22 protein-coding genes are annotated in these 19,619 nt (G+C 63.2%); 4 read left to right on the top strand and 18 right to left on the bottom strand.

Annotated elements, in window-relative coordinates; genetic code table 11:
* Window positions 1-57 precede the first annotated feature (57 nt).
* The 3 genes from LK542_RS02555 to LK542_RS02545 all read right to left on the bottom strand — a co-directional run bounded on the left by LK542_RS02555 (window position 58) and on the right by LK542_RS02545 (window position 2,009).
* Complete coding sequence (locus tag LK542_RS02555) at window positions 58-507, bottom strand: CBS domain-containing protein (protein ID WP_227810682.1); 450 nt, start codon at window positions 505-507, stop codon at window positions 58-60.
* A gap of 78 nt (window positions 508-585) precedes the next feature.
* Entirely contained in the window at window positions 586-936 is a 351-nt protein-coding gene (locus LK542_RS02550) for a DUF3579 domain-containing protein (RefSeq protein ID WP_227810681.1), read from the bottom strand.
* 113 nt (window positions 937-1,049) lie between these two features.
* Window positions 1,050-2,009, bottom strand: a complete 960-nt coding sequence (locus tag LK542_RS02545; RefSeq protein ID WP_227810680.1) for a CobD/CbiB family protein — start codon at window positions 2,007-2,009, stop codon at window positions 1,050-1,052.
* 234 nt (window positions 2,010-2,243) lie between these two features.
* Between LK542_RS02545 and LK542_RS02540 the strand changes: the two genes are divergently transcribed.
* Window positions 2,244-2,768, top strand: a complete 525-nt coding sequence (locus LK542_RS02540; protein ID WP_227810679.1) for a hypothetical protein — start codon at window positions 2,244-2,246, stop codon at window positions 2,766-2,768.
* Between the two features lie 41 nt (window positions 2,769-2,809).
* Here the strand turns inward: LK542_RS02540 and LK542_RS02535 are convergent, their stop codons facing one another.
* The 6 genes from LK542_RS02535 to LK542_RS02510 form a co-directional block, all read right to left on the bottom strand.
* Entirely contained in the window at window positions 2,810-3,448 is a 639-nt protein-coding gene (locus LK542_RS02535; protein WP_227810809.1) for a CoA pyrophosphatase, read from the bottom strand.
* Between the two features lie 98 nt (window positions 3,449-3,546).
* Complete coding sequence (gene rplS, locus LK542_RS02530) at window positions 3,547-3,933, bottom strand: 50S ribosomal protein L19 (protein ID WP_227800406.1); 387 nt, start codon at window positions 3,931-3,933, stop codon at window positions 3,547-3,549.
* Window positions 3,934-4,043: 110 nt separating this feature from the next.
* Window positions 4,044-4,805 carry a tRNA (guanosine(37)-N1)-methyltransferase TrmD gene (trmD, locus tag LK542_RS02525; protein ID WP_227810678.1) on the bottom strand — a complete coding sequence of 254 codons (762 nt, stop codon included), beginning with the start codon at window positions 4,803-4,805 and terminating at the stop codon, window positions 4,044-4,046.
* Window positions 4,806-4,831: 26 nt separating this feature from the next.
* Window positions 4,832-5,392 carry a ribosome maturation factor RimM gene (gene rimM, locus LK542_RS02520; RefSeq protein WP_227810677.1) on the bottom strand — a complete coding sequence of 187 codons (561 nt, stop codon included), beginning with the start codon at window positions 5,390-5,392 and terminating at the stop codon, window positions 4,832-4,834.
* Between the two features lie 20 nt (window positions 5,393-5,412).
* Window positions 5,413-5,661, bottom strand: coding sequence for a 30S ribosomal protein S16 (rpsP, locus tag LK542_RS02515; protein WP_227800571.1), 249 nt, complete (start codon window positions 5,659-5,661; stop codon window positions 5,413-5,415).
* 167 nt (window positions 5,662-5,828) lie between these two features.
* A complete protein-coding gene (locus LK542_RS02510) occupies window positions 5,829-6,581 on the bottom strand; it encodes an AAA family ATPase (RefSeq protein ID WP_227810676.1) in 753 nt (250 codons plus the stop codon).
* 97 nt (window positions 6,582-6,678) lie between these two features.
* Here LK542_RS02510 and LK542_RS02505 point away from each other — a divergent pair, with 97 nt between their 5' ends.
* Window positions 6,679-7,092, top strand: a complete 414-nt coding sequence (locus LK542_RS02505; protein ID WP_227810675.1) for an NINE protein — start codon at window positions 6,679-6,681, stop codon at window positions 7,090-7,092.
* 113 nt (window positions 7,093-7,205) lie between these two features.
* On the opposite strand, the gene LK542_RS02500 is transcribed toward LK542_RS02505, so the two are convergent.
* From LK542_RS02500 to LK542_RS02480, 5 genes are all read right to left on the bottom strand, one after another.
* Entirely contained in the window at window positions 7,206-7,610 is a 405-nt protein-coding gene (locus LK542_RS02500) for a hypothetical protein (RefSeq protein WP_227800401.1), read from the bottom strand.
* A 265-nt stretch (window positions 7,611-7,875) separates the two neighbouring features.
* Window positions 7,876-9,666: an acyl-CoA dehydrogenase C-terminal domain-containing protein gene (locus LK542_RS02495; protein ID WP_227810674.1), complete on the bottom strand. Its 1,791-nt coding sequence runs from the start codon at window positions 9,664-9,666 to the stop codon at window positions 7,876-7,878.
* Window positions 9,667-9,881: 215 nt separating this feature from the next.
* Window positions 9,882-10,811 (bottom strand): electron transfer flavoprotein subunit alpha/FixB family protein, encoded by a 930-nt coding sequence (locus LK542_RS02490; protein ID WP_227800399.1) that lies wholly within the window; start codon window positions 10,809-10,811, stop codon window positions 9,882-9,884.
* A 30-nt stretch (window positions 10,812-10,841) separates the two neighbouring features.
* The gene (locus LK542_RS02485) at window positions 10,842-11,591 is read right to left on the bottom strand and encodes an electron transfer flavoprotein subunit beta/FixA family protein (RefSeq protein ID WP_227800398.1); all 750 of its coding nucleotides are present in this window, start codon (window positions 11,589-11,591) and stop codon (window positions 10,842-10,844) included.
* Window positions 11,592-11,793: 202 nt separating this feature from the next.
* Window positions 11,794-12,021 (bottom strand): sulfurtransferase TusA family protein, encoded by a 228-nt coding sequence (locus LK542_RS02480; protein ID WP_036216507.1) that lies wholly within the window; start codon window positions 12,019-12,021, stop codon window positions 11,794-11,796.
* 394 nt (window positions 12,022-12,415) lie between these two features.
* Between LK542_RS02480 and LK542_RS02475 the strand changes: the two genes are divergently transcribed.
* The gene (locus LK542_RS02475; protein ID WP_227810673.1) at window positions 12,416-13,036 is read left to right on the top strand and encodes a PEP-CTERM sorting domain-containing protein; all 621 of its coding nucleotides are present in this window, start codon (window positions 12,416-12,418) and stop codon (window positions 13,034-13,036) included.
* Window positions 13,037-13,224: 188 nt separating this feature from the next.
* On the opposite strand, the gene alaS is transcribed toward LK542_RS02475, so the two are convergent.
* The 4 genes from alaS to LK542_RS02455 all read right to left on the bottom strand — a co-directional run bounded on the left by alaS (window position 13,225) and on the right by LK542_RS02455 (window position 18,957).
* Window positions 13,225-15,834 carry an alanine--tRNA ligase gene (alaS, locus tag LK542_RS02470; protein ID WP_227810672.1) on the bottom strand — a complete coding sequence of 870 codons (2,610 nt, stop codon included), beginning with the start codon at window positions 15,832-15,834 and terminating at the stop codon, window positions 13,225-13,227.
* Between the two features lie 256 nt (window positions 15,835-16,090).
* Complete coding sequence (locus tag LK542_RS02465) at window positions 16,091-17,746, bottom strand: flagellinolysin (RefSeq protein ID WP_227810671.1); 1,656 nt, start codon at window positions 17,744-17,746, stop codon at window positions 16,091-16,093.
* A gap of 89 nt (window positions 17,747-17,835) precedes the next feature.
* Window positions 17,836-18,588 carry a glycerophosphodiester phosphodiesterase gene (ugpQ, locus tag LK542_RS02460; protein WP_227810670.1) on the bottom strand — a complete coding sequence of 251 codons (753 nt, stop codon included), beginning with the start codon at window positions 18,586-18,588 and terminating at the stop codon, window positions 17,836-17,838.
* A gap of 18 nt (window positions 18,589-18,606) precedes the next feature.
* Window positions 18,607-18,957, bottom strand: coding sequence for a DUF1294 domain-containing protein (locus tag LK542_RS02455; protein ID WP_227800393.1), 351 nt, complete (start codon window positions 18,955-18,957; stop codon window positions 18,607-18,609).
* 145 nt (window positions 18,958-19,102) lie between these two features.
* Between LK542_RS02455 and LK542_RS02450 the strand changes: the two genes are divergently transcribed.
* The gene (locus LK542_RS02450; RefSeq protein ID WP_227800392.1) at window positions 19,103-19,618 is read left to right on the top strand and encodes a hypothetical protein; all 516 of its coding nucleotides are present in this window, start codon (window positions 19,103-19,105) and stop codon (window positions 19,616-19,618) included.
* The last annotated feature ends 1 nt before the right edge of the window (window position 19,619 follow it).

The raw sequence follows: 19,619 nt of genomic DNA, 5'->3' as shown, positions 1-19,619 counted from the left end.
AGGACAATTCCGTCCTGCATGTTCTTGAACAATGCAGGATGGTAACAGAGCGATCTGCTATTGGCGGGCGCGGCGTTCGTGCGCTTGTTGATATGGACTAATACGGGAGAGTTCTCCCATCTCTTCGGCCAGGAATTCGAGCAGGTCGTCGGCGCTGACGATGCCGGCCAGGCTGCCGTTATTGTCGATCACGGGCACGCGGCGGATGCCGCGCAGGCGCATGCGCTCGATGGTCTCGTAGACATCGTCGGTCTCGCGCGCGGTGAGCAGGTCGTCGGTCATGATGTCGCCAACCTGCAGGCTGGCCGGGTCCAGGCCGGGGGCGATGACCGAGACCACGATGTCGCGGTCGGTCAGGATGCCGACCGGGACCCTGGCGCCGTCGAACTGGTCGACGACGATGACGTCGCCCACGTGCAGGCGGCGCATCATGAGGGCCGCGCCCTGCACGGTTTCGTCACGGGTGCAGTGGGCGGCTTCGCTGGTACAGATGTCGCGGATGTGCATGGTGTGGTCCTCCCCACCCCAAAACAAAACTGGCGCTACGACTTTCATCATAGCGCCAGTTCCCGAATCCGAAAGGTCTTATGCAGCCGGCTTCTTCTCGTCCGGCGGCGGCACGAAACAGGCGTCGGCCACCTGCAGGTCGTTGTCCTTGGCGAAGTTCAGCACGAAGTGGTAAGCCAGCGGCTCGACCTTCTGCAACTCGCGGCTGACCACCACGGCTTTCACGCCGTTGACCAAGGTCGGGTGGACCCAGGGGGAGAATTGCAGGTGGGAGTTACGACCGGCGACGCCGGGTGCGAAGCACGACATGACCCCGCACAGGCGCTCGGCCCAGTCGCTGGGACGGAACTGCCTGCCGTTGCTCGTGATGCCCAGGATAAAAAACTCGTCCTTGAGTTTCTTCTCCGTGGTCTGGGGTAAGTCGGCCATAGTGCTGCTTGCTGAAACAAGAATACTGCGTGGATGAACAACCTCAGCTCAGTATTATATCTTATAGAAGACTGGCGGACGAGACCCGGCGCGCGAATTCGGCCGGGCCGTCGTCATCCAAGCCACACCACGCTCGACAGCAGGAGCAGCAGGATCATCCACAGGATCAGCGCCCGCCACACCAGCCCTACCGTGCTCTGCAGCGCGCGCAGGTTCGGTTCCTCGCCCGGCAAAACGTCGGCCTCGCTGTCGCCCAGGTCGACCGTGGCCGCATCCGCCGGCAGCAGCTGCGGCGCGTTCTCGTTGGGCGTACCCAGGCGCACGCCCATCGCCCCGCCGCCCGCAGCCAGGATGATGCCCTTCGATTCGTCGGCCCAGCGCCGGGCGAAATTACGCCAGGCATAGATGGCGTCCTCGAAGTTGCCGACCACGGCAAAGGCCACCGCCGTCAGGCGCACCGGGATCCAGTCGATCCAGTAAAAGGCCTTGGCGGCGAACAAGCCGAAGGCTTCGTTGCGCATGTGGTCGGGTTCGTTCCAGGCGCGCGCCAGGTATTCGGACACGCGGTACAGCACGGCACCCGCCGGCCCGAGCGGCATCAGGAACCAGAAGAATACGCCGAATACGTTGCGGTGGGTGGTGATCAGGGATTTTTCGACGGCCACGCGGCAGATCTCGGTGGCGTCCATGCCGACCGTGTCGCTGCGGGTCCATTCGGCCAGCAGCTGGCGCGCGCCGGCTTCGTCGCCCTGGTTCAGGGCCAGCTGGATCGAGGTGAAATAGTGGCTGTAGTGGCGGAAACCCAGGGTCAGGTAGACGATCAGGACGTTCCAGGCAAAGGCCAGCAGCAACCAGTTGTAATGGATCAGGACCCAGTACACCAGCCAGGTCGGGAGGATCAGCGCCAGCATCATCAGGATCCAGCCCATGCGGCCATTCTTCTGCTCGCCCGCATTGAACCAGCCTTCGATGCGCATCGCGAATCCCTTGATGCCAGCGTAGACCTGGTTGTCGGCGCGCAGCGGCTTGAGCTGCTCGATGATCAGCGCGACGAGGATGGAGAAAAATGTCATTCAGGAATCCTTTTTTGTTCTGGCAATACTGTGCTGCCCGCTACGATAGCGGAGAAGCCTGCCGGAATCAAATGACGAGGTGGAGGAAAGTTTCGGTTAGCAGCGTGGGTATATACCGCATCTTGCTGTGTTCACAACATACTTGTTACACTCATCCTTATCGTGTTCTGACAAACCAGACGTCGATGCCTTCAAAGACTGGCGGTGCCAAGTGAACACTCATAAAGGCAAGCAATGAGCTATTTCGTCGAATCACGTTGGGGTGGAAGCGAAGATATTCCGCCTGTGGAGCGTATGCGCGAACTCATTGCGGAACTCGACGTCAAGGATGAGGAACATCCGGATACATGGCTGACGCACAATAGTTCAGGATGGAGTATTCGCTTAGACGAAGACCATTTCGCCTACTTCGAGAATGAAGAATGCGAAATAATCGGCCACATGGCGAACGTCTCTGCAGCGCAGGCTTTAGAGCTATGGTTATGTCTGGCCAAAGACGGCCCAAACGCGGTCTCCGCTCTTAAGTGGATCCCAGGGTCGCGGCCGATCAGTCAGCAAGAAATTGATGAGCGAACAGTCAAGGCAAACGAAAGCCTGCTCGCCTCCGATCGCGCATTTTATGACCAGCTCGGTCCGGAACTCACTGACGCTGTCTGCAGAATGCAGGACTGTGAACGCGGCCGAATTCGATACAGCGTATTCTGCAAAATCCACCATTTTGAGCAGATCCGCCACCGCCCTTGCCCGTTCTCTGATTAACCAAGGTCGTTCGTGGTCACCCTAGCCCGAGGGCGATAGCTTCACGCCCGCAGGAAGTGGTACAGGTTGCGCAGCATGGCCGCCGTCGCCCCCCAGATGAAGTAATCCTGGTAAGGCATCGCATAAAACGTGCGCCTGCCCTGCCCCTCCGGCAGCATTACCGAGCGGCGCTCGTGGTTGGCGCCGGACATCAGGAAGCTCAGGGGGACTTCGAAGATCTCGGCCACCTCGCCCGGATCGGCGCTCAGCGCGAACGGCGGGGTGACGATGGCCACCACCGGCGTGACGCGGTAGGCGCTGATGGTGACGTGTTCCGGCAGCACGCCGATGATCTCGACGTGGCGACGGTGCAGGCCGATCTCTTCCTCCGCCTCGCGCAGGGCGGTTTCGATCGGCGAGGAGTCCAGCTCTTCGGCGCGGCCGCCTGGGAAGCTGATCTGGCCGGCATGGCTCGATAAGTGATCGGTGCGCTTCGTCAGCAGCACGTGCAGGCCATCGGGTCGTTCGACCAGCGGCACCAGGACGGCGGCGCGGCGCAGGCGCAGGGCGGGTGCGGCCAGGGCTTCATCCGAGGCTTCCGGATCCCAGGGCAGCGTGCGCGCAAAGCGGGCGCGTACGGCTTCCACGCTCAGCTGGGCAGGCGCCAGCGCGGCCTCGCCCGCAAGGCCTTCGACCGGCATCTGGGTGGGATCGAACACGGACTTAACCAAAACACATTCCTCTAGCACATAAAGAAAAAGGCATCCTTGCGGATGCCTTTTTCAGAACACAGACGCTATTACTCAGCAGCAGCAACGGTAGCTGCTTTACGCTGCGGCAGCTTTTCCTTGATACGTGCCGATTTGCCCGAACGTTCGCGCAGGTAGTACAGCTTCGCACGACGCACGTCACCACGACGCTTCACTTCGATCGAAGCGATCAGCGGCGAGTACAGCTGGAAGGTACGCTCGACGCCTTCGCCCGACGAGATCTTGCGAACGATGAAGTTCGAGTTCAGGCCGCGGTTACGACGCGAGATGACGACGCCTTCGTATGCCTGGGCGCGCTTGCGGTTGCCTTCGACGACGTTGACGCTGACGACCACGGTGTCGCCCGGTGCGAAGTCAGGGATGCTGCGGCCGAGGCGCGCAATTTCTTCTTGCTCGAGTTGTTGGATCAGATCCATTTTTATCACTCCAAAAACCATCTTGCTGGCGCTGTGTGGATGCCCAGTAGAGGATGGGGTTGAACATGCGGGCAACATGCCCGCCGTCGCATACGCCTTGCGGCATATTCTTACTCGGCAGGCTTGTTCAGCTCTGCCAGAAACTTTTCGTCCAGCTTCGTCAGCTGGCCGGCGGCACGCGCACGCTCCAGCTGGTCCGGCCGTTTCTTCAATGTCGCCTCCAGCATGCGCTGGCGGCGCCATTTCATGATCTCGGCGTGGTTGCCGCCCATCAGCACGGGCGGCACCGGCTCGCCTTCGTACACTTCCGGGCGCGTGTAGTGCGGCGAATCGAGCAGGCCATTGACGAAGCTGTCTTCGACCGCCGAGGCTTCGTCGCCCAGCACGCCGGGCAGCAGCCTGACTACCGCATCCATCAGCGCCATCGCCGGCAATTCGCCACCCGACAGCACGAAGTCGCCGAGCGAGATTTCCTCGTCAACGCAGCGGTCCAGCAAACGCTGGTCCACCCCTTCGTAGCGGCCGCACAGCACGACCAGTCCGGGCTCGTCCTTCAGCGCCACGACACGTTCGTGCGTCAGCGGTTTGCCCTGGGGCGACATGAACACCACGCGCGGCGCCGGCAGGCCCATCTCGACCTGGCGCGCCTTGGCGGCAGCGATCGCGGCTTCGAGCGGCTTGGCCAGCATCACCATCCCGGGGCCGCCGCCGTAGGGGCGGTCATCCACGGTACGGTGGCGGTCCTGCGTGAAATCGCGCGGATTCCAGATCGCCAGGCCCCAGCGCCCCTGCTCGATGCCGCGCCGGGTCACGCCCGACTGCGTCAAGGCAGCAAACATCTCTGGAAACAAGCTCACGACGTCAAACTGCATCGGGACCTCGCTTCACATTAGACAGGTCAATAATCCAGACCCCAGTCCAGGGTAATCAGCTTTGCGCCGAGATCGACCTTCTTGACGAAGGCGTCGACAAACGGCACGAGGCGCTCCGACACTTTCGCATCCGGAGCACCAGCATCTTCTGATGCCACGGGCGTGATCCGGAGGATCGACTGCGCGCCGTTGTGCATCATGTCGGTCACCTTGCCGAGGGCTTCGCCCTCCAGGTTGACCGCATCCAGCCCGATGAGATCGGACCAGTAGTATTCGTCTTCTTCGAGTTTCGGGAACTCGCTACGCGACACGTGCACCGCTGCGCCCTTGAGCGCTTCGGCGTCGTTGCGGTCGCGCATGCCGACCAGGGTGGCGACCACGTCGCCGCCATGCATCTTTGCCGTACGTACCGAGACGGAACGCAGGGCCGGCTTGTCGAGCCACCAGGTTTTGACCTTCAGCAGCGCGTCGGCGTCCACCGAGAACGGAGTGACGCGCAGGCCACCCACGATCCCGAATGCGCCGGACACATAGCCGACCTGGACCAGGTCGTCGGGCACTGCCCCGCTTGCTGCTGAATCGGTCAAACCTTGAACCTGATGCTTAATTAAGCAGCCGGGGTCTGGTTGGCAACCAGGCGAGCGACGGTCGGCGACAGTTGTGCGCCAACGCCTTGCCAGTGAGCCAGACGGTCAGCAGCGATACGCAGACCAACTTCAGCGCCCGAAGCCATCGGGTTGTAGAAACCGATGCGCTCGATGAAACGGCCATCGCGACGGTTACGCGAATCGGTTGCAACGATGTTGTAGAACGGGCGCTTTTTTGCGCCGCCACGAGCCAAACGGATAACGACCATAATATTTCCAAAAAGTTGTATTGGACGGAGAAAGCCGACGATTATAGCGCGTAAGCCTAGATAGGGGCAAGCGTTTATAGCAACACGGCGGACACGCAGCGTGAGGTTCGGCGAATTGAGCATTATCGCTTATTTTTCGCCACATGACCACCGCCGGGCGCTCCGCCCTACTCCTCGCCCATCAGCACGCGCAACATCCGTGCCGGATTGGCAAGGAAGTCGCGGGTGACGCGGTAGTGTTCCGTATCTTCGTAGGCGACTTCGCGGATGCCCTCTTCGCTGAAGGCGTAGATGGTGGCGTTCGGGTAGGCCATCAGGATGGGCGAATGGGTGGCGATTACGAACTGGCAGCGTTGCCCCACCAGGTCGTGCATGCGGCTCAGCAGCGCGAGCTGGCGCTGGGGCGACAGGGCCGCCTCGGGCTCGTCCAGCATGTAGAAGCTCTGGCCGCCGAAGCGCTCCATGAACAGGGTGAGGAAGGATTCGCCATGCGACTGCGCGTGCAGGGACTTCCCGCCAAAGGAGTCGATGCTCGGCGGACCACCGGGCCCCTGGTCGAGGCGCTCGATCTCGCTGCTGACGTTGTAGAAGCTTTCGGCGCGCAGGAAGAAGCCGTCACGCGGGCGCTCGAAGCCGCGTACGAAGCGCAGATACTCGTGCAGGTCGGAATGCGAGGCACGGGTGGCGAAATTGAAGTTGCGGCTGCCGCCCTCGGCGTTGAAGCCCATGCCCACGGCGATGGCTTCCAGCAGGGTCGACTTGCCGGAGCCATTTTCGCCGACGAGGAAGGTTACGTTCGGATGCAGCGCCAGGCGCTCGAGCGAGCGGATGGCCGGCAGCGTGAACGGGAACAGCGGCGGGTCGACCGGGGCGGTCGGCTTGAGCTGGACTTCCGCCAGGTAAGAGCGTGTCTTGAACATGGTTTAGGACCGATGAGCTTTGGCGGGTTCACGCAATGCGTGCCTTCCTTGTCATTTTGCACGATACTGCTGTCTTCCTGAACTTTTGGCAATGCTCATGGCTGTCGCGCACAAGAACAAGACCTTCGCCACCCTGCTCGCCCTGCTGCTGGGGGGCTTCGGTGTCCACCGCTTCTACCTGAAGGGCGGCACCGACCGGCTCGGCTTGCTGCACCTGTGCAGCCTGCCGCTCGTGGGCATCCTGTACGGCGCGGTGAAGCCGCATCCGTTCTATGTGGTGCTGCCATTGCTGGTGTCGTATATCGCGGGCTTCGTGGAAGGCCTGATCATCGGCCTGACGCCGGACGAGGCATGGGATGCGCAGTACAACCAGGGCAGCGGCAAGACGTCGCGCTCGAACTGGATGCTGGCGCTGCTACTCGTGCTGATCCTGGGAGTGGGAGCAATCGTGCTGATCGGGACGATCGCGCGGGTGTTCGATCTGCTTTATACGGGTGGGTCGTACGGCTGACGACGTTCATGCAGAACTTGAGTTCCCGCCTACGCGGGAACAGTGCCACTGGCACTATTCCCCCCAAGTTTATAAGCGGACCACTAGCTGTTAAACAGGCCGCCGACACCCGACTAGTCGTGCTCCTTGTCGTCGTCCTTGTCATGATCCTTGTCGTGATCATGATGCTTGCCCAGCTTGCCGGCTTCGTCGACCAGGTCGTGCTGCAGGTGGTCGAGCTTGCGCGCGAAGATGCCGAGGCGTTCCAGCGCGCTCTTGATGAAGGCCTTGTGTTCGTACAGTTCCTTCTTGTACTTCCAGGCCTTCTTCTTCCACTCCTCGCGCTCCTTCTTGTACTCGTCGCGCTCCTTGCGGTATTCGTCGCGCTCCTTCTTGAACTCGGCCCGCTCCTTCTTGCACTTGCAGTAGTCGCGCTCCTTGTCGTCGTCCTTGCCGTCATCCCTGTCCCGGTCGCGGTCGTGGCCGCAATCTTTGTCGTCGTCGTGATCGTGGTTGTCGCCGTATTTCTCGATACCCATGATGATCTCCTCGTCGAGCCGGTGTGATGGAGGGCCGCACGGCTCATGTGCGGCTTGATGACAAGGTAGTTCCATAAGGATGAGATCGCCTTGAGCCAAACTAAGTATTGCGATACATGTTTATAGGCACATTTCCTTTGCACATAATGGATTTGGTGCAAAGATTATTTGCAGACACCTAGCTGTTTGGAAACAGCCTCAACGCAAAGCGACAGACAATAAAAAAGCGGCCCGCAGGCCGCTTCCGGAAGAGCGCAGGACGCTCTTAGAACTGCTCCACCTCCAGCGCCAGCACACCCGGCGCGCCTTCGACGATCGCGGTACGCAGGCCAGGGGCCGAGGACAGCACGTGGTCGGCGAAGAAGCGCGCAGTCGCGATCTTGGCGCGCAGGAAGGACGCGTCGCCCTCACCCGCCGCCAGCTTCTTCTGAGCGACCACGGCCGCACGCGCCATCTGCCAGCCGCCCAGCACGATGCCGGCCAGCTTCAGGTACAGCACGCTGCCCGCGAACACGGCGCGCACGTCCGACTTGGCGTTGGCCACGACGAAGTCCACCACTTGCTCCAGCGCGGCGGAACCGAGCGCCAGCTGGCGGCGGATGGCCGCAAACTCGTCACCCTGCAGTTCGCCCAGCTGCGCCTCGGTTGCGCGCACCTGTTCGATCAGCGACTTGGCCACGGCGCCGCCGTCACGCACGGTCTTGCGGCCGACCAGGTCGTTGGCCTGGATCGCGGTGGTGCCTTCGTAGATGGTCAGGATCTTGGCGTCGCGGTAGTGCTGGGCCGCGCCGGTCTCTTCGATGAAGCCCATGCCGCCATGGACCTGCACGCCGTCGCGCGCCACGTTCTCGCTCATCTCGGTCGACCAGCCCTTGATGATCGGGACCAGGTATTCGTACACCGACAGGTTGGCCTTGCGCGTTGCCTCGTCCGCGTGGTTGTGCGCCAGGTCGGACAAAGCGGCGCCGACGTAGGCCAGCGCGCGCGCCGCCTCGGTCTGCGAACGCATCGACATCAGCATGCGGCGCACATCCGGGTGGTTGATGATGGCGACCGGACCAGGCGAGCCGGCCACTTCGCGCGACTGGATGCGGTCCTTGGCGAACGCCACGGCCTGCTGGTAGGCGCGTTCGGCCAGGCCGACACCCTGCATGCCGACGCCGAAGCGGGCCGCGTTCATCATGATGAACATGTATTCGAGGCCGCGGTTCTCTTCGCCCACCAGGGTGCCGATGGCGCCGCCGTGGTCGCCGAACTGCAGCACGGCGGTGGGCGAGGCCTTGATGCCCAGCTTGTGTTCGATCGAGACGCAGTGCGCATCGTTGCGCGCGCCCAGCGAGCCGTCTGCGTTCACCAGGAACTTCGGCACGATGAACAGCGAAATGCCCTTCACGCCCGGCGGCGCATCGGGGGTGCGCGCCAGCACGAGGTGGATGATGTTCTCCGCCATGTCGTGCTCGCCGTAGGTGATGAAGATCTTGGTGCCGAAGATCTTGAAGGTACCGTCGCCCTGCGGCTCGGCGCGGGTGCGCACGGCGGCCAGGTCGGAGCCGGCCTGCGGCTCGGTCAGGTTCATGGTGCCGGTCCACTTGCCGCTGATGAGCGGCTCGAGGAACAGCTTCTTCTGTTCGTCGGAGCCGGCGGTGAGCAGCGCCTCGATGGCGCCGTCGGTCAGCAGCGGCGCCAGCGCGAAGGACAGGTTCGCGGCGTGCAGCATTTCCATGCACGGCGTGGCGACCAGCTTCGGCAGGCCCTGGCCGCCGAATTCGCTTGGGTGCTGGATGCCCTGCCAACCGCCGTCCGCAAAGGCGCGGAAGGCATCGCGGAAGCCCTTCGAGGTGGTGACGCTGCCGTCGCGCCAATAGCTCGGCTCCTTGTCGCCGGCGTGGTTCAGCGGCGCGATGACTTCGCCGCAGAACTTCGCGCTCTCTTCCAGCACGGCGTCCACGGTGTCCGGGGTCGCATCTTCGCAGCCGGGCAGCTGGTTGATCTCGGCCAGGTTTGCCAGCTCGTTCAGCACGAACTGCATGTCTTTCAGCGGGGCTTGATAGCTCACCTTTGTCTCCTGATTTAGACCTGCGACGTCGAACGCCACAGGATACGTACGCTATAAAGTACAACGTCGTTCCCGCGCAGGCGGGAACCCAAGTTTGTTCGCGTTTCCGATCACGTCAAACGCAATCACATCGCATCGAAATTGGGTTCCCGCCTGCGCGGGAAGTCGGAGGCGCCGGTGGCGCGTACGACGGTTTTACGGACAGGGGCTGAGAATTAACCCAGTTCCTTGACCAGCTGCGGCACGACTTCGAACAGGTCGCCCACCAGGCCGTAGTCAGCCACCGAGAAGATCGGCGCTTCCGGATCCTTGTTGATGGCGACGATGGTCTTCGAGTCCTTCATGCCGGCCAGGTGCTGGATCGCGCCCGAGATGCCGACTGCGATGTACAGGGTCGGGGCGACGATCTTGCCGGTCTGGCCGACCTGCCAGTCGTTCGGCACGAAGCCCGCGTCCACCGCAGCGCGCGAGGCGCCCATGGCGGCGCCCAGCTTGTCGGCCAGCGGCTCGAGCAGCTTGAAGTTCTCGGCCGAGCCGATGCCGCGGCCGCCGGACACGATGATCTTGGCGGCGGTCAGTTCCGGACGGTCCGACTTGGCCAGCTCGCGGCCGACGAAGGAAGACTTGCCGACGTCGCCGACGGCTGCTACCTGCTCGACGGCGGCCGAGCCACCGCTTGCGGCGGCGTCGAACGCGGTGCCGCGCACGGTGATGACCTTCACGCTGTCGCTCGACTGCACGGTGGCGATGGCGTTACCGGCGTAGATCGGGCGCTCGAAGGTGTCCGGGGAGTCGACCTTGGTGATTTCCGAGATCTGGGCCACGTCCAGCTTGGCGGCTACGCGCGGCAGGATGTTCTTGCCGTAGGCGGTGGCCGGAGCCAGGATGTGCGAGTAGCTGCCGGCGATCGCCAGGATCTGCTCGGCGACGTTCTCGGCCAGGCCATCGGCGAAGTGCGGCGCATCGGCGACCAGCACTTTCGCGACGCCGGCGATCTGGGCGGCTGCTTCTGCAGCCGCACCGCAGCCGGAGCCGGCGACCAGGATGTGGACTTCGCCGCCGCACTGGGCGGCCGCGGTCACGGTGTGGTGGGTAGCGCCCTTGAGGGAGCCGTTGTCGTGTTCAGCAATGACGAGTGCGACCATGTTCTTTCCTATGTATGAGGGACGCTGCGATCAGATGACTTTGGCTTCGGTGCGCAGCTTCTGCACCAGGGTCGCCACGTCCGGGACCTTGACGCCGGCCGAGCGCTTGGCCGGCTCGGTGACTTTCAGGGTCTTCAGGCGCGGGGTCACGTCGACGCCCAGGTCTTCCGGCTTGATGGTTTCCAGCGGCTTCTTCTTGGCCTTCATGATGTTCGGCAGCGTCACGTAGCGCGGCTCGTTCAGGCGCAGGTCGGTGGTCACGATGGCCGGCAGCGACAGGGCGACGGTTTCCAGGCCGCCGTCGACTTCGCGGGTCACGGTCACTTTACCGTCTTCCAGCACCACTTTCGATGCGAAGGTGGCCTGCGGCCAGCCCAGCAGCGACGCCAGCATCTGGCCGGTCTGGTTCGAATCGTCGTCGATTGCCTGCTTGCCAAGGATGATCAGCTGCGGCTGCTCCTTGTCGGCCAGCGCCTTCATGATCTTGGCCACGGCCAGCGGCTCGGTCTCGACACTGGTCTCGACCAGGATGCCGCGGTCGGCGCCGATCGCCATACCGGTACGCAGGGTTTCCTGGCACTGGGCCACGCCCACCGACACGGCGACCACTTCGGTGACCTTGCCGGCTTCCTTCAGGCGCGTGGCTTCTTCCAGCGCGATCTCGTCGAACGGGTTCATCGACATTTTGACGTTGGCGATATCCACGCCGCTGCCGTCGGATTTGACGCGGACCTTGACGTTGTAGTCGACCACGCGTTTGACGGGTACCAGGACTTTCATAGGGTGCCTTTAGAAAATGGAATGGGTGACAGACGAAAATGGCCTAGATTATAAGAGAAATTCGGCTTCAGGTCGAAATTAAAGCACGATCGTGCGATTTTTAGTTAGAGGATTCCGACTAAATCGTCATCATGCCGGAATCGGGAAACTGAAAACGGGGCTGGCGCAGGCCTGCCCCGCCGTTGCGATGCGCTGTGGAGGATTATTTGCGGCGCATCAGGAAGGTGAACTCACCGTTCTCGACGGTGTGGGCCAGCAGGGCGTTGCCGGTCTGCTTGGCAAACGCCTGGAAGTCGCGCACGGAACCGGTATCGGTTGCCACGATACGCAACACCTGCCCGCTCTCCATCTCGGCGAGTGCCTTCTTGGCTTTGAGGATCGGCAGCGGGCAGTTCAGCCCGCGCGCATCCAGGTCTCTCTGGAATTCCATGGTATCAATGTCGATAGTGATGTCGCTCATCGCTTGCCTGCTCAGTAGGAGGTGCTCGGAAGTCGAATACTACTCCTTTTCCGGCAGTATGACGCAGCGCACCAAAATAGTCACATATTGTTGCATGACTGCAACCGATTGTAAAATTATCTATGCTTGCGCACCATGACGCGACACAAGCATTCATGGATGGCACTGCCCTGGTGCGACACCCCGTAAATGCGGTTCAGCACCGCAATTGCAAGCGAGCACGGCATCGAACTTCCATGTCGGAAAAGATTACACAAAATGGAAACGTTACCAATCCCGTTTCGCTAAGTCCTTGATTCAGCAAGGAACCGCTTAGTTGGCACAGGTTTTGCACTTCTGGTAACTCCACAACAAGGAGACCACCATGTTTGCAAACCTGCTTCGCACTACCCTGCTGTGCACTGCGTTCTTCCTGAGCGGCGCCAGCGTCGCCGCGCCGATCGAATTCGTCCCGCCGAATGACGCCACCGGCACCGACTACGCTGCCGCCAACGACAGCTGGTGGATGGGTCGCGGCATCACCTTCGGCGTCGACACGCGCCAGTCGCTCACCAGCATCGGCTTCCGGCACGACCTGAGCAACATGGATGTGACATACGGCCTGTACGAGATCTCGACCAACGGCATCACGCTGAACAAGCTGAATACGCTCGCCAGCGGCGGCTCCACCGTCAGCACCAATGGGCGCGACTGGATCGACTACGCGCTGGGCGGCGTCGTGCTCGAGACGGGCCGGCTGTACCTGCTGGAGTTCGCGTTTGCCGGGGAGGCCAACAGCAACTTCTACTACAACAACGAGAATGTGCAGTGGAACCAGGGCGCGTTCATCGGCCTGGATGGGGCAATGGGGCCGGAGGTGCAGAACTTCGTGGTGGCGGCGTTCCGGCTCGATGCCACGGATGCAGCGGCGGTGCCGGAGCCGGGTTCGATCGCCTTGTTTGTCATCGGTGCAGCAGCGCTCGTCCGTCGACGCTCGCGCCGCTGATCCGTAGGGTGGGCGGGGTATTTCAGGCCAGTGGCCTGAAATACGAACGCCCACGCGGTGATAGTTGATGCTCGATGTGCCGAGCAGGCTGATCTTGCTTGGTTTGAACGCGTGGGCTGCGAAGCCGCCCACCCTACAAATACAAAACGCCGCCCGAGGGCGGCGTTTCACTTGGCATGGAGCGCCGCTTAAGCGCGCTCACCCACCCAGCCGGCCACGCCAGCCAGCGCTTGCGGCAGACCCGCCGGATCGGTACCGCCGGCCTGCGCCATGTCCGGACGGCCGCCGCCCTTGCCGCCCACCTGCTGGGCGACGAAGTTCACCAGCTCGCCGGCTTTCACTTTGCCGGTCGCGTCCTTGGTCACGCCCGCGATCAGGCTGACCTTGCCGTCGGCGACGCTGGCCAGCACGATGGCGGCGGTCTTCAGCTTGTCCTTCAGCTTGTCCATGGTTTCGCGCAGCGCGGTGACGTCGGCGCCTTCCATGGTCGCGGCCAGCACCTTGATGCCGTTCACGTCCACCGCCTTGGTCAGCAGCTCGTCGCCCTGCCCTGCGGCCAGCTTCGACTTCAGGGTCGCCACTTCCTTCTCGAGCGACTTGACCTGGTCCTGCACCTGCGCGATACGCGACGGCAGTTCGTCCGGGCTGGTCTTCAGGGCGCCGGCGGCTTCCTGCAGCTTGCGGTTGATCGACTGCACCAGCGCCAGCGCGCCCTCGCCGGTGACGGCTTCGACGCGGCGGATGCCGGCAGCGACGCCGCCTTCCGACACGATCTTGAACAGGCCGATGTCGCCAGTGCGGGTGACGTGCACGCCGCCGCACAGCTCTTTCGAGGAGCCGATGTCCAGCACGCGCACGGTGTCGCCGTACTTCTCGCCGAACAGCGCCATCGCGCCGTGCTTCACGGCGTCGTCAAACGTCATGTGCTGCGCCTGGGTGGCGTGGTTCTCGAGGATCTCGCGGTTGACGATCATCTCGACCTTGGCAATCTCTTCCGCGGTCAAAGGCGCGCCGTGGCTGAAGTCGAAGCGGGTCTTGTCCGGATCGACCAGCGAGCCTTTCTGCTGCACGTGCGGGCCCAGCACTTCGCGCAGGGCCTTGTGCATCAGGTGGGTCGCCGAGTGGTTGCGGATGGTGCGCGCACGCTTGCCGGTGTCGACCTGCGCGTCGACGGTGTCGCCGACCTTCAGCGTACCTTCGCGCAGCACGCCGTGGTGACCGAAGACTTCCGCCTGGATCTTCAGGGTGTCTTCGACTTCGAACACGTTGCCACCCGAGCGGATTTCGCCCTGGTCGCCCACCTGGCCGCCCGACTCCGCGTAGAACGGGGTGGTGTCGAGCACCACGATGCCTTCCTGGCCGGCCTTCAGTTCCTGCACCGACACGCCTTCCGAGTACAGGGCCAGCACGTGAGTGTTGTGGGCCAGCGATTCGTAGCCGACGAACTTGGTCTTCTCGCCCGCGTACTCGACCTTGGCGGCCATCTTGAACTTGCCGGCGGCACGCGCGGTCTTCTTCTGCTGCTCCATGGCGGCCGTGAAGCCCTCTTCGTCCAGGGTCACGCCGCGCTCGCGGCAGATGTCGGCGGTGAGGTCCAGCGGGAAGCCGTAGGTGTCGTACAGGGTGAAGGCGGTGGCGCCGTCCAGGTTCTTGGCATCCTTGGAGAGTTGCGCTTCCAGGATCTTCATGCCGTTTTCCAGCGTCTCGCCGAAACGCTCTTCCTCGGCCTTCAGCACCTGCGCCACGCGCGCTGCCGCTTCGTGCAGTTCCGGATAGGCGGTGCCCATCTCGATGTCGAGGTCTGCGACCAGCTTGTGGAAGAACGGCTTCGTCTGGCCCAGCTTGTGGCCGTGGCGCAGCGCGCGGCGGATGATGCGGCGCAGGACGTAGCCGTGGCCTTCGCTGCTCGGGATGATGCCGTCGACGATCAGGAAGGACGCGGCGCGGATGTGGTCGGCGATGACCTTCAGCGAGTTGTTGTTCAGGTCAGTGGCGCCGGTTTCGCGGGCGGCGGCCTTGATCAGTGCCTGGAACAGGTCGATCTCGTAGTTGCTGTGCACGTGCTGCAGCACGGCGGCCAGGCGTTCCATGCCCATGCCGGTGTCGATCGACGGCTTCGGCAGCGGGGTCAGGGTGCCCGACTCGTCGCGGTTGAACTGCATGAACACCAGGTTCCAGATCTCGATGAAACGGTCGCCGTCTTCTTCCGGCGAGCCCGGAGGACCGCCCCAGATGTCGGCGCCGTGGTCGTAGAACACTTCGGTGCACGGACCGCAGGGACCGGTGTCGGCCATCTGCCAGAAGTTGTCCGATGCGTAGCGCGCGCCCTTGTTGTCGCCGATGCGGATGATGCGCTCTTTCGGCACGCCGATCTCGTTGGCCCAGATGTCGTAGGCCTCGTCGTCCTCGAAGTAGACGGTGACGGTCAGCTTCTCGGCAGGCAGCATGTACACCTTGGTCAGCAGCTCCCAGCAGTAGTTGATCGCGTCGCGCTTGAAGTAATCGCCGAAGCTGAAGTTACCCAGCATTTCGAAGAAGGTGTGGTGACGCGCGGTGTAGCCGACGTTTTCCAGGTCATTGTGCTTGCCGCCGGCGCGCACGCAGCGCTGCACGGTGGTGGCGCGCGAGTACGGGCGCGTATCCAGGCCCAGGAACACATCCTTGAACTGCACCATTCCGCTGTTGGTCAGCAGCATGGTCGGGTCGTTGCCCGGCACCAGCGGGCTGGAACGGACGATGGTGTGGCCTTTGGACTCGAAGAACTTGAGGAACTTTTCGCGGATTTCGGAGGATTTCATGTCGTAGGGGCGGAATGAGGGAGCGTGCGCTATAAAAAAACGATTATAGCGTAGCTGCTTGCGGGAATATTAGTCCGGGTGATATTTACGGGGTATGGGGAAAGGTGCCGCGGCGGGGGTGCGTCGAAACTTGGGTTCCCGCCTGCGCGGGAACGACGGTCTTGAGGCTAATGGAAGAATAGTGCTGCGATTATTTCAACTGTCGCCATAGCACGTCGTCCCGGCGTAGGCCGGGACCCAATTTGACTTTTGCAGTTTAACGAAGCAGCGACAGCACCGCCCGCGGCTGACTATTCGCCTGCGCCAGCATCGCCGACGCCGCCTGCTGCAGGATCTGCGCCCGGGTCAGCCCCGCCGCAGAGCCGGCGTAGTCGATGCCCTCGATCCGCTCCTTGGCCGCCGCCATATTGGTGGAGCCGGCCTGCAGCGAGTCCGCCGCCATGTCCAGCCGGTTGCCGGACGCCCCCGCCACCACGCGCTGCTGGTTGACGTATTCCAGTGCCTGGTCCACGTGCAGCAGCGCCACCGCGCCGCGTTTCATGTCCAGGTTCGCCAGGCCGAGCGCGGAAGCGTTGATGGCGCCGAACTGCAGGTCGATCAGGTCGCCCGCGTTGTCGCCCACCTGTACCTGCACCCGGCGCGTGCCGGTCACCCCGCCCAGCTCCGGATACACCACGTCGAAGCCGCTCAGGCCATCGCTGGCATTGTTGTCGCCGGTATCGGCAACCACGCTGCGCGCGGTCTTGACGGCCTTGCCGTCGGCGTCGAAGCCGCCGATGGCGCCCGTGTCGGCATTGGTCACATTGATGCGGGAACCGATGTAGGCGACTCCGTTGTTGCCGAAGTCGGTAAGGAAGGCCCCCGTGCTGGCGATCCGGCCACCTGTCACGGCGTTCAGCGCGGTGCTCAGGTCGGCGCTCTGGTTCTGGGTCAGGTACTGCATGACGCCCTTGATGCCACCCTCCACGCCCAGGCCCTTGAGCTTGTCGTGCAGGTAGCGCGAGGCGACGTATCCACCCTCGTAACTGAAGCCGCCCCCTGCGATGGTGCTGACGATACCGGCCGCGGCGGCAGGATTCACCCGCTCGTCGGCGCCATGGATGAGTTCCGCCGTGCCTTCGATGAACCACTGCGGCAGCGCATTGAAGTTCATCGAGCGCGACATGATGGCGTGCGCCATCTCATGCGCGATGATGCGGTCGCTGTAGAAGGGCGCGCCGCCGCCGTCGGCGGTGGTGCCGGTGCCGAAGTCGGCCATGTCGATGTTCAGGTGGACATTGGTGAACTTGCCGCCGGAGATCGTGCCCGATACCGAAGCGAGTGTGTTGGAGGCGCCGTCGCTGTCTTCGAGGTTGACGGTGAGTTTGACGCCGTCCGCCTCCAGGCCGAACAAGTCCTTCAGCATCTTTTCCGATGAGCTCAGCCAGCCCGTCTTGAGTCCGTCGATCACTGCCCGCTTCTTTTCGTCCTGCCCGCCGATGCTGAGCCGGTCCTGCGAAAAAATGGTTTCGCCATTGAACTCGGTCTGCGCCGCCACCTGGTTGATGTGGTTCAGGATCTCGTTCGCCTCGTTCTGCAGCGTGGTGCGGTCCTTGTCGCCGTAACTGCCGTTGCCGGACGCGACCGCCAGCTCGCGCAGGCGCTGCAGGCTGTCGCCGATGTTGGCCAGCGCGCCGTCCGCCACCTGCAGCATCGAACTGCCGTCGCTGATGGCGCGCATCGCCTGGGTGTTGCCGCGCAAGCCGGCGTCCATGCGCGCGGCAATGGCCTGCCCTGCCGCGTCGTCCGAGGCCTTGTTGATGCGCGTGCCCGCCGTCAGGCGGTTGATCAGCGATTCCTGGGCGGCGACGTGCTTGCCCAGGCTGCGCTGGGCGCTGAGCGACAGCGAGTTGTTATTGATTGACAATGACATGACAGTCATCCCGTTTTGGCAGTTGTCACAACTTATCGACAACCGGTCAATTTTCTGAAGGGCGTTCTTAAAATATTTACATGGCCACTTCAGGCCATGTTGGGCCCGATCAAATCGATGCGGTCCGTGCAGAAGGCTTCGACGCCCCAGTCCAGCAGCTCGCGCGCCCGTGCCGGCTCGTTGACCGTGTAGCAGAACAGCCCGAAGCCGGCGTCGCGCACGGCCCGGGCCAGGGCCAAGGTCAGGTGGCGGTGGTTGGTGTGGATCGCGACTGCGTCGATGGAGCGCGCCAGCGGTTCCCAGCCGGGCGGCAGCTCGCTCATCAGGAAGGCGCGCGGCAGCTCGGGGGCGGCATTGACCGCGGCCTCGAGCGAGGCCAGGCTGAACGAGGACAGCAGCGGCACCCGGTCCAGCTCACCGGCCGCGATCTGGTCGGCGAACATGGCGCGCGTGATGCGCGCCACTGTCTCGCCGGTCTCGCGGTCGAAGCCGCGCGCCGGCTTGAGCTCGATGTTCATCCAGATGCCATTGGCCTTGCAGTACTGGGCGAATTCGACGAACAGCGGCACCGGCTCGCCCCGATAGTCTGCGCCGAACCAGCTGCCGGCATCCATCCGCGCCAGCTCCAGGGCGTCGTAGTCGAACACATGGCCGGCGCCGCTCACGGTGCGCCCGAGATAGGGATCGTGCATGACCACCGGCACGCCGTCGCGCGCCAGCATGACGTCGAATTCCACCGCGCGAAAGCCGAACTCCATGCCGCGCTTCAGGCCCGCAAAGGTGTTTTCGGGAGCCAGCGTGCCGCCGCCGCGATGGGCCAGGATCCGGGGATATCGCCACATGCTCACACCTCCGCCAGGTCAGGTAAGCGGGTAGCTGCCGATCTGCCGCCCCATGACCAGGAACAGCACCACGTTCAGCACAACCGTCAGGTAGAACTTCCACTGGAACGACGTTTTCGACGTCTTGTGCCGCAACCACTGCTGGGCCAGCAGGCCGCCCGGCCAACCGCCGCACAGGCCGAGCAGCAGCAGGGTCGATTCCGGCGTGCGCCATTCTCCGCGCCGGGCCGCCGACTTGTCGATCGCATAGGCCACGAAGCAACCCAGGCTGATCGCCAGGTAGGCGCCGCCGACCGCCAGCGGCAAGTCCCACGCGGCGGTCGCGGCAGCGTAGAGGACGGCGAACAGCAGGAGCGGCAGGTAGGGCATGCGACGAGCTTAACCCGCTTTCCAGGTTGATGTCCACATGGAAACAAAATACTTCTTTCCCTCGGCGGGCGTTCGATACCGAACAGAGAATGCGAGGTCAAAACCCTACGCTCGACCTTCGAACCAGTCAAGCAAGGAGTACGACATGGCATTTGATCTCGGCAATTTACTGAATCAGTACCTGGGTGGCGCCAACGCCAACCAGCAGCAGGCCCACGACGACTTCGACCGGGTGGCGCAAAACGCGCCCCAGGACGCGTTGGCGCGCGGCCTGTCGGGCGCGCTGCGCTCCGACCAGACCCCGCCCTTCCCGCAGATGGTCAGCCAGATGTTCGGCCAGAGTAACCCGAACCAGCGCGCCGGCATGCTGAACCAGCTGCTCGCCACGCTCGGCCCGGCCGTGCTGGCCCAGCTGGGCAATGGCGGCCTCGGCAACCTGTTCGGCGGCCGTACGCCAACCCAGGTGACGCCGGAACAGGCTTCGCAGGTTTCGCCCGAACAGGTGCGCGAACTGGCCGAGAAGGCCGAACAGCAGAACCCGAGCATCGTCGACCGGATGGGCGACTTCTATGCCCAGAACCCGACCCTGGTCAAGGCCATCGGCGGCGCCGCGCTCGCCATCGCGCTCGGCCACATGGCGCAGAACATGCGCCGCCAATAAT

This window comes from Massilia sp. IC2-477, assembly GCF_020707265.1.
In the GTDB taxonomy this organism is placed as follows: Bacteria; Pseudomonadota; Gammaproteobacteria; order Burkholderiales; family Burkholderiaceae_D; genus Telluria.
Note: the sequence above shows the minus strand (reverse complement) of the source record. Positions and strands in the feature narration are given on the sequence as shown.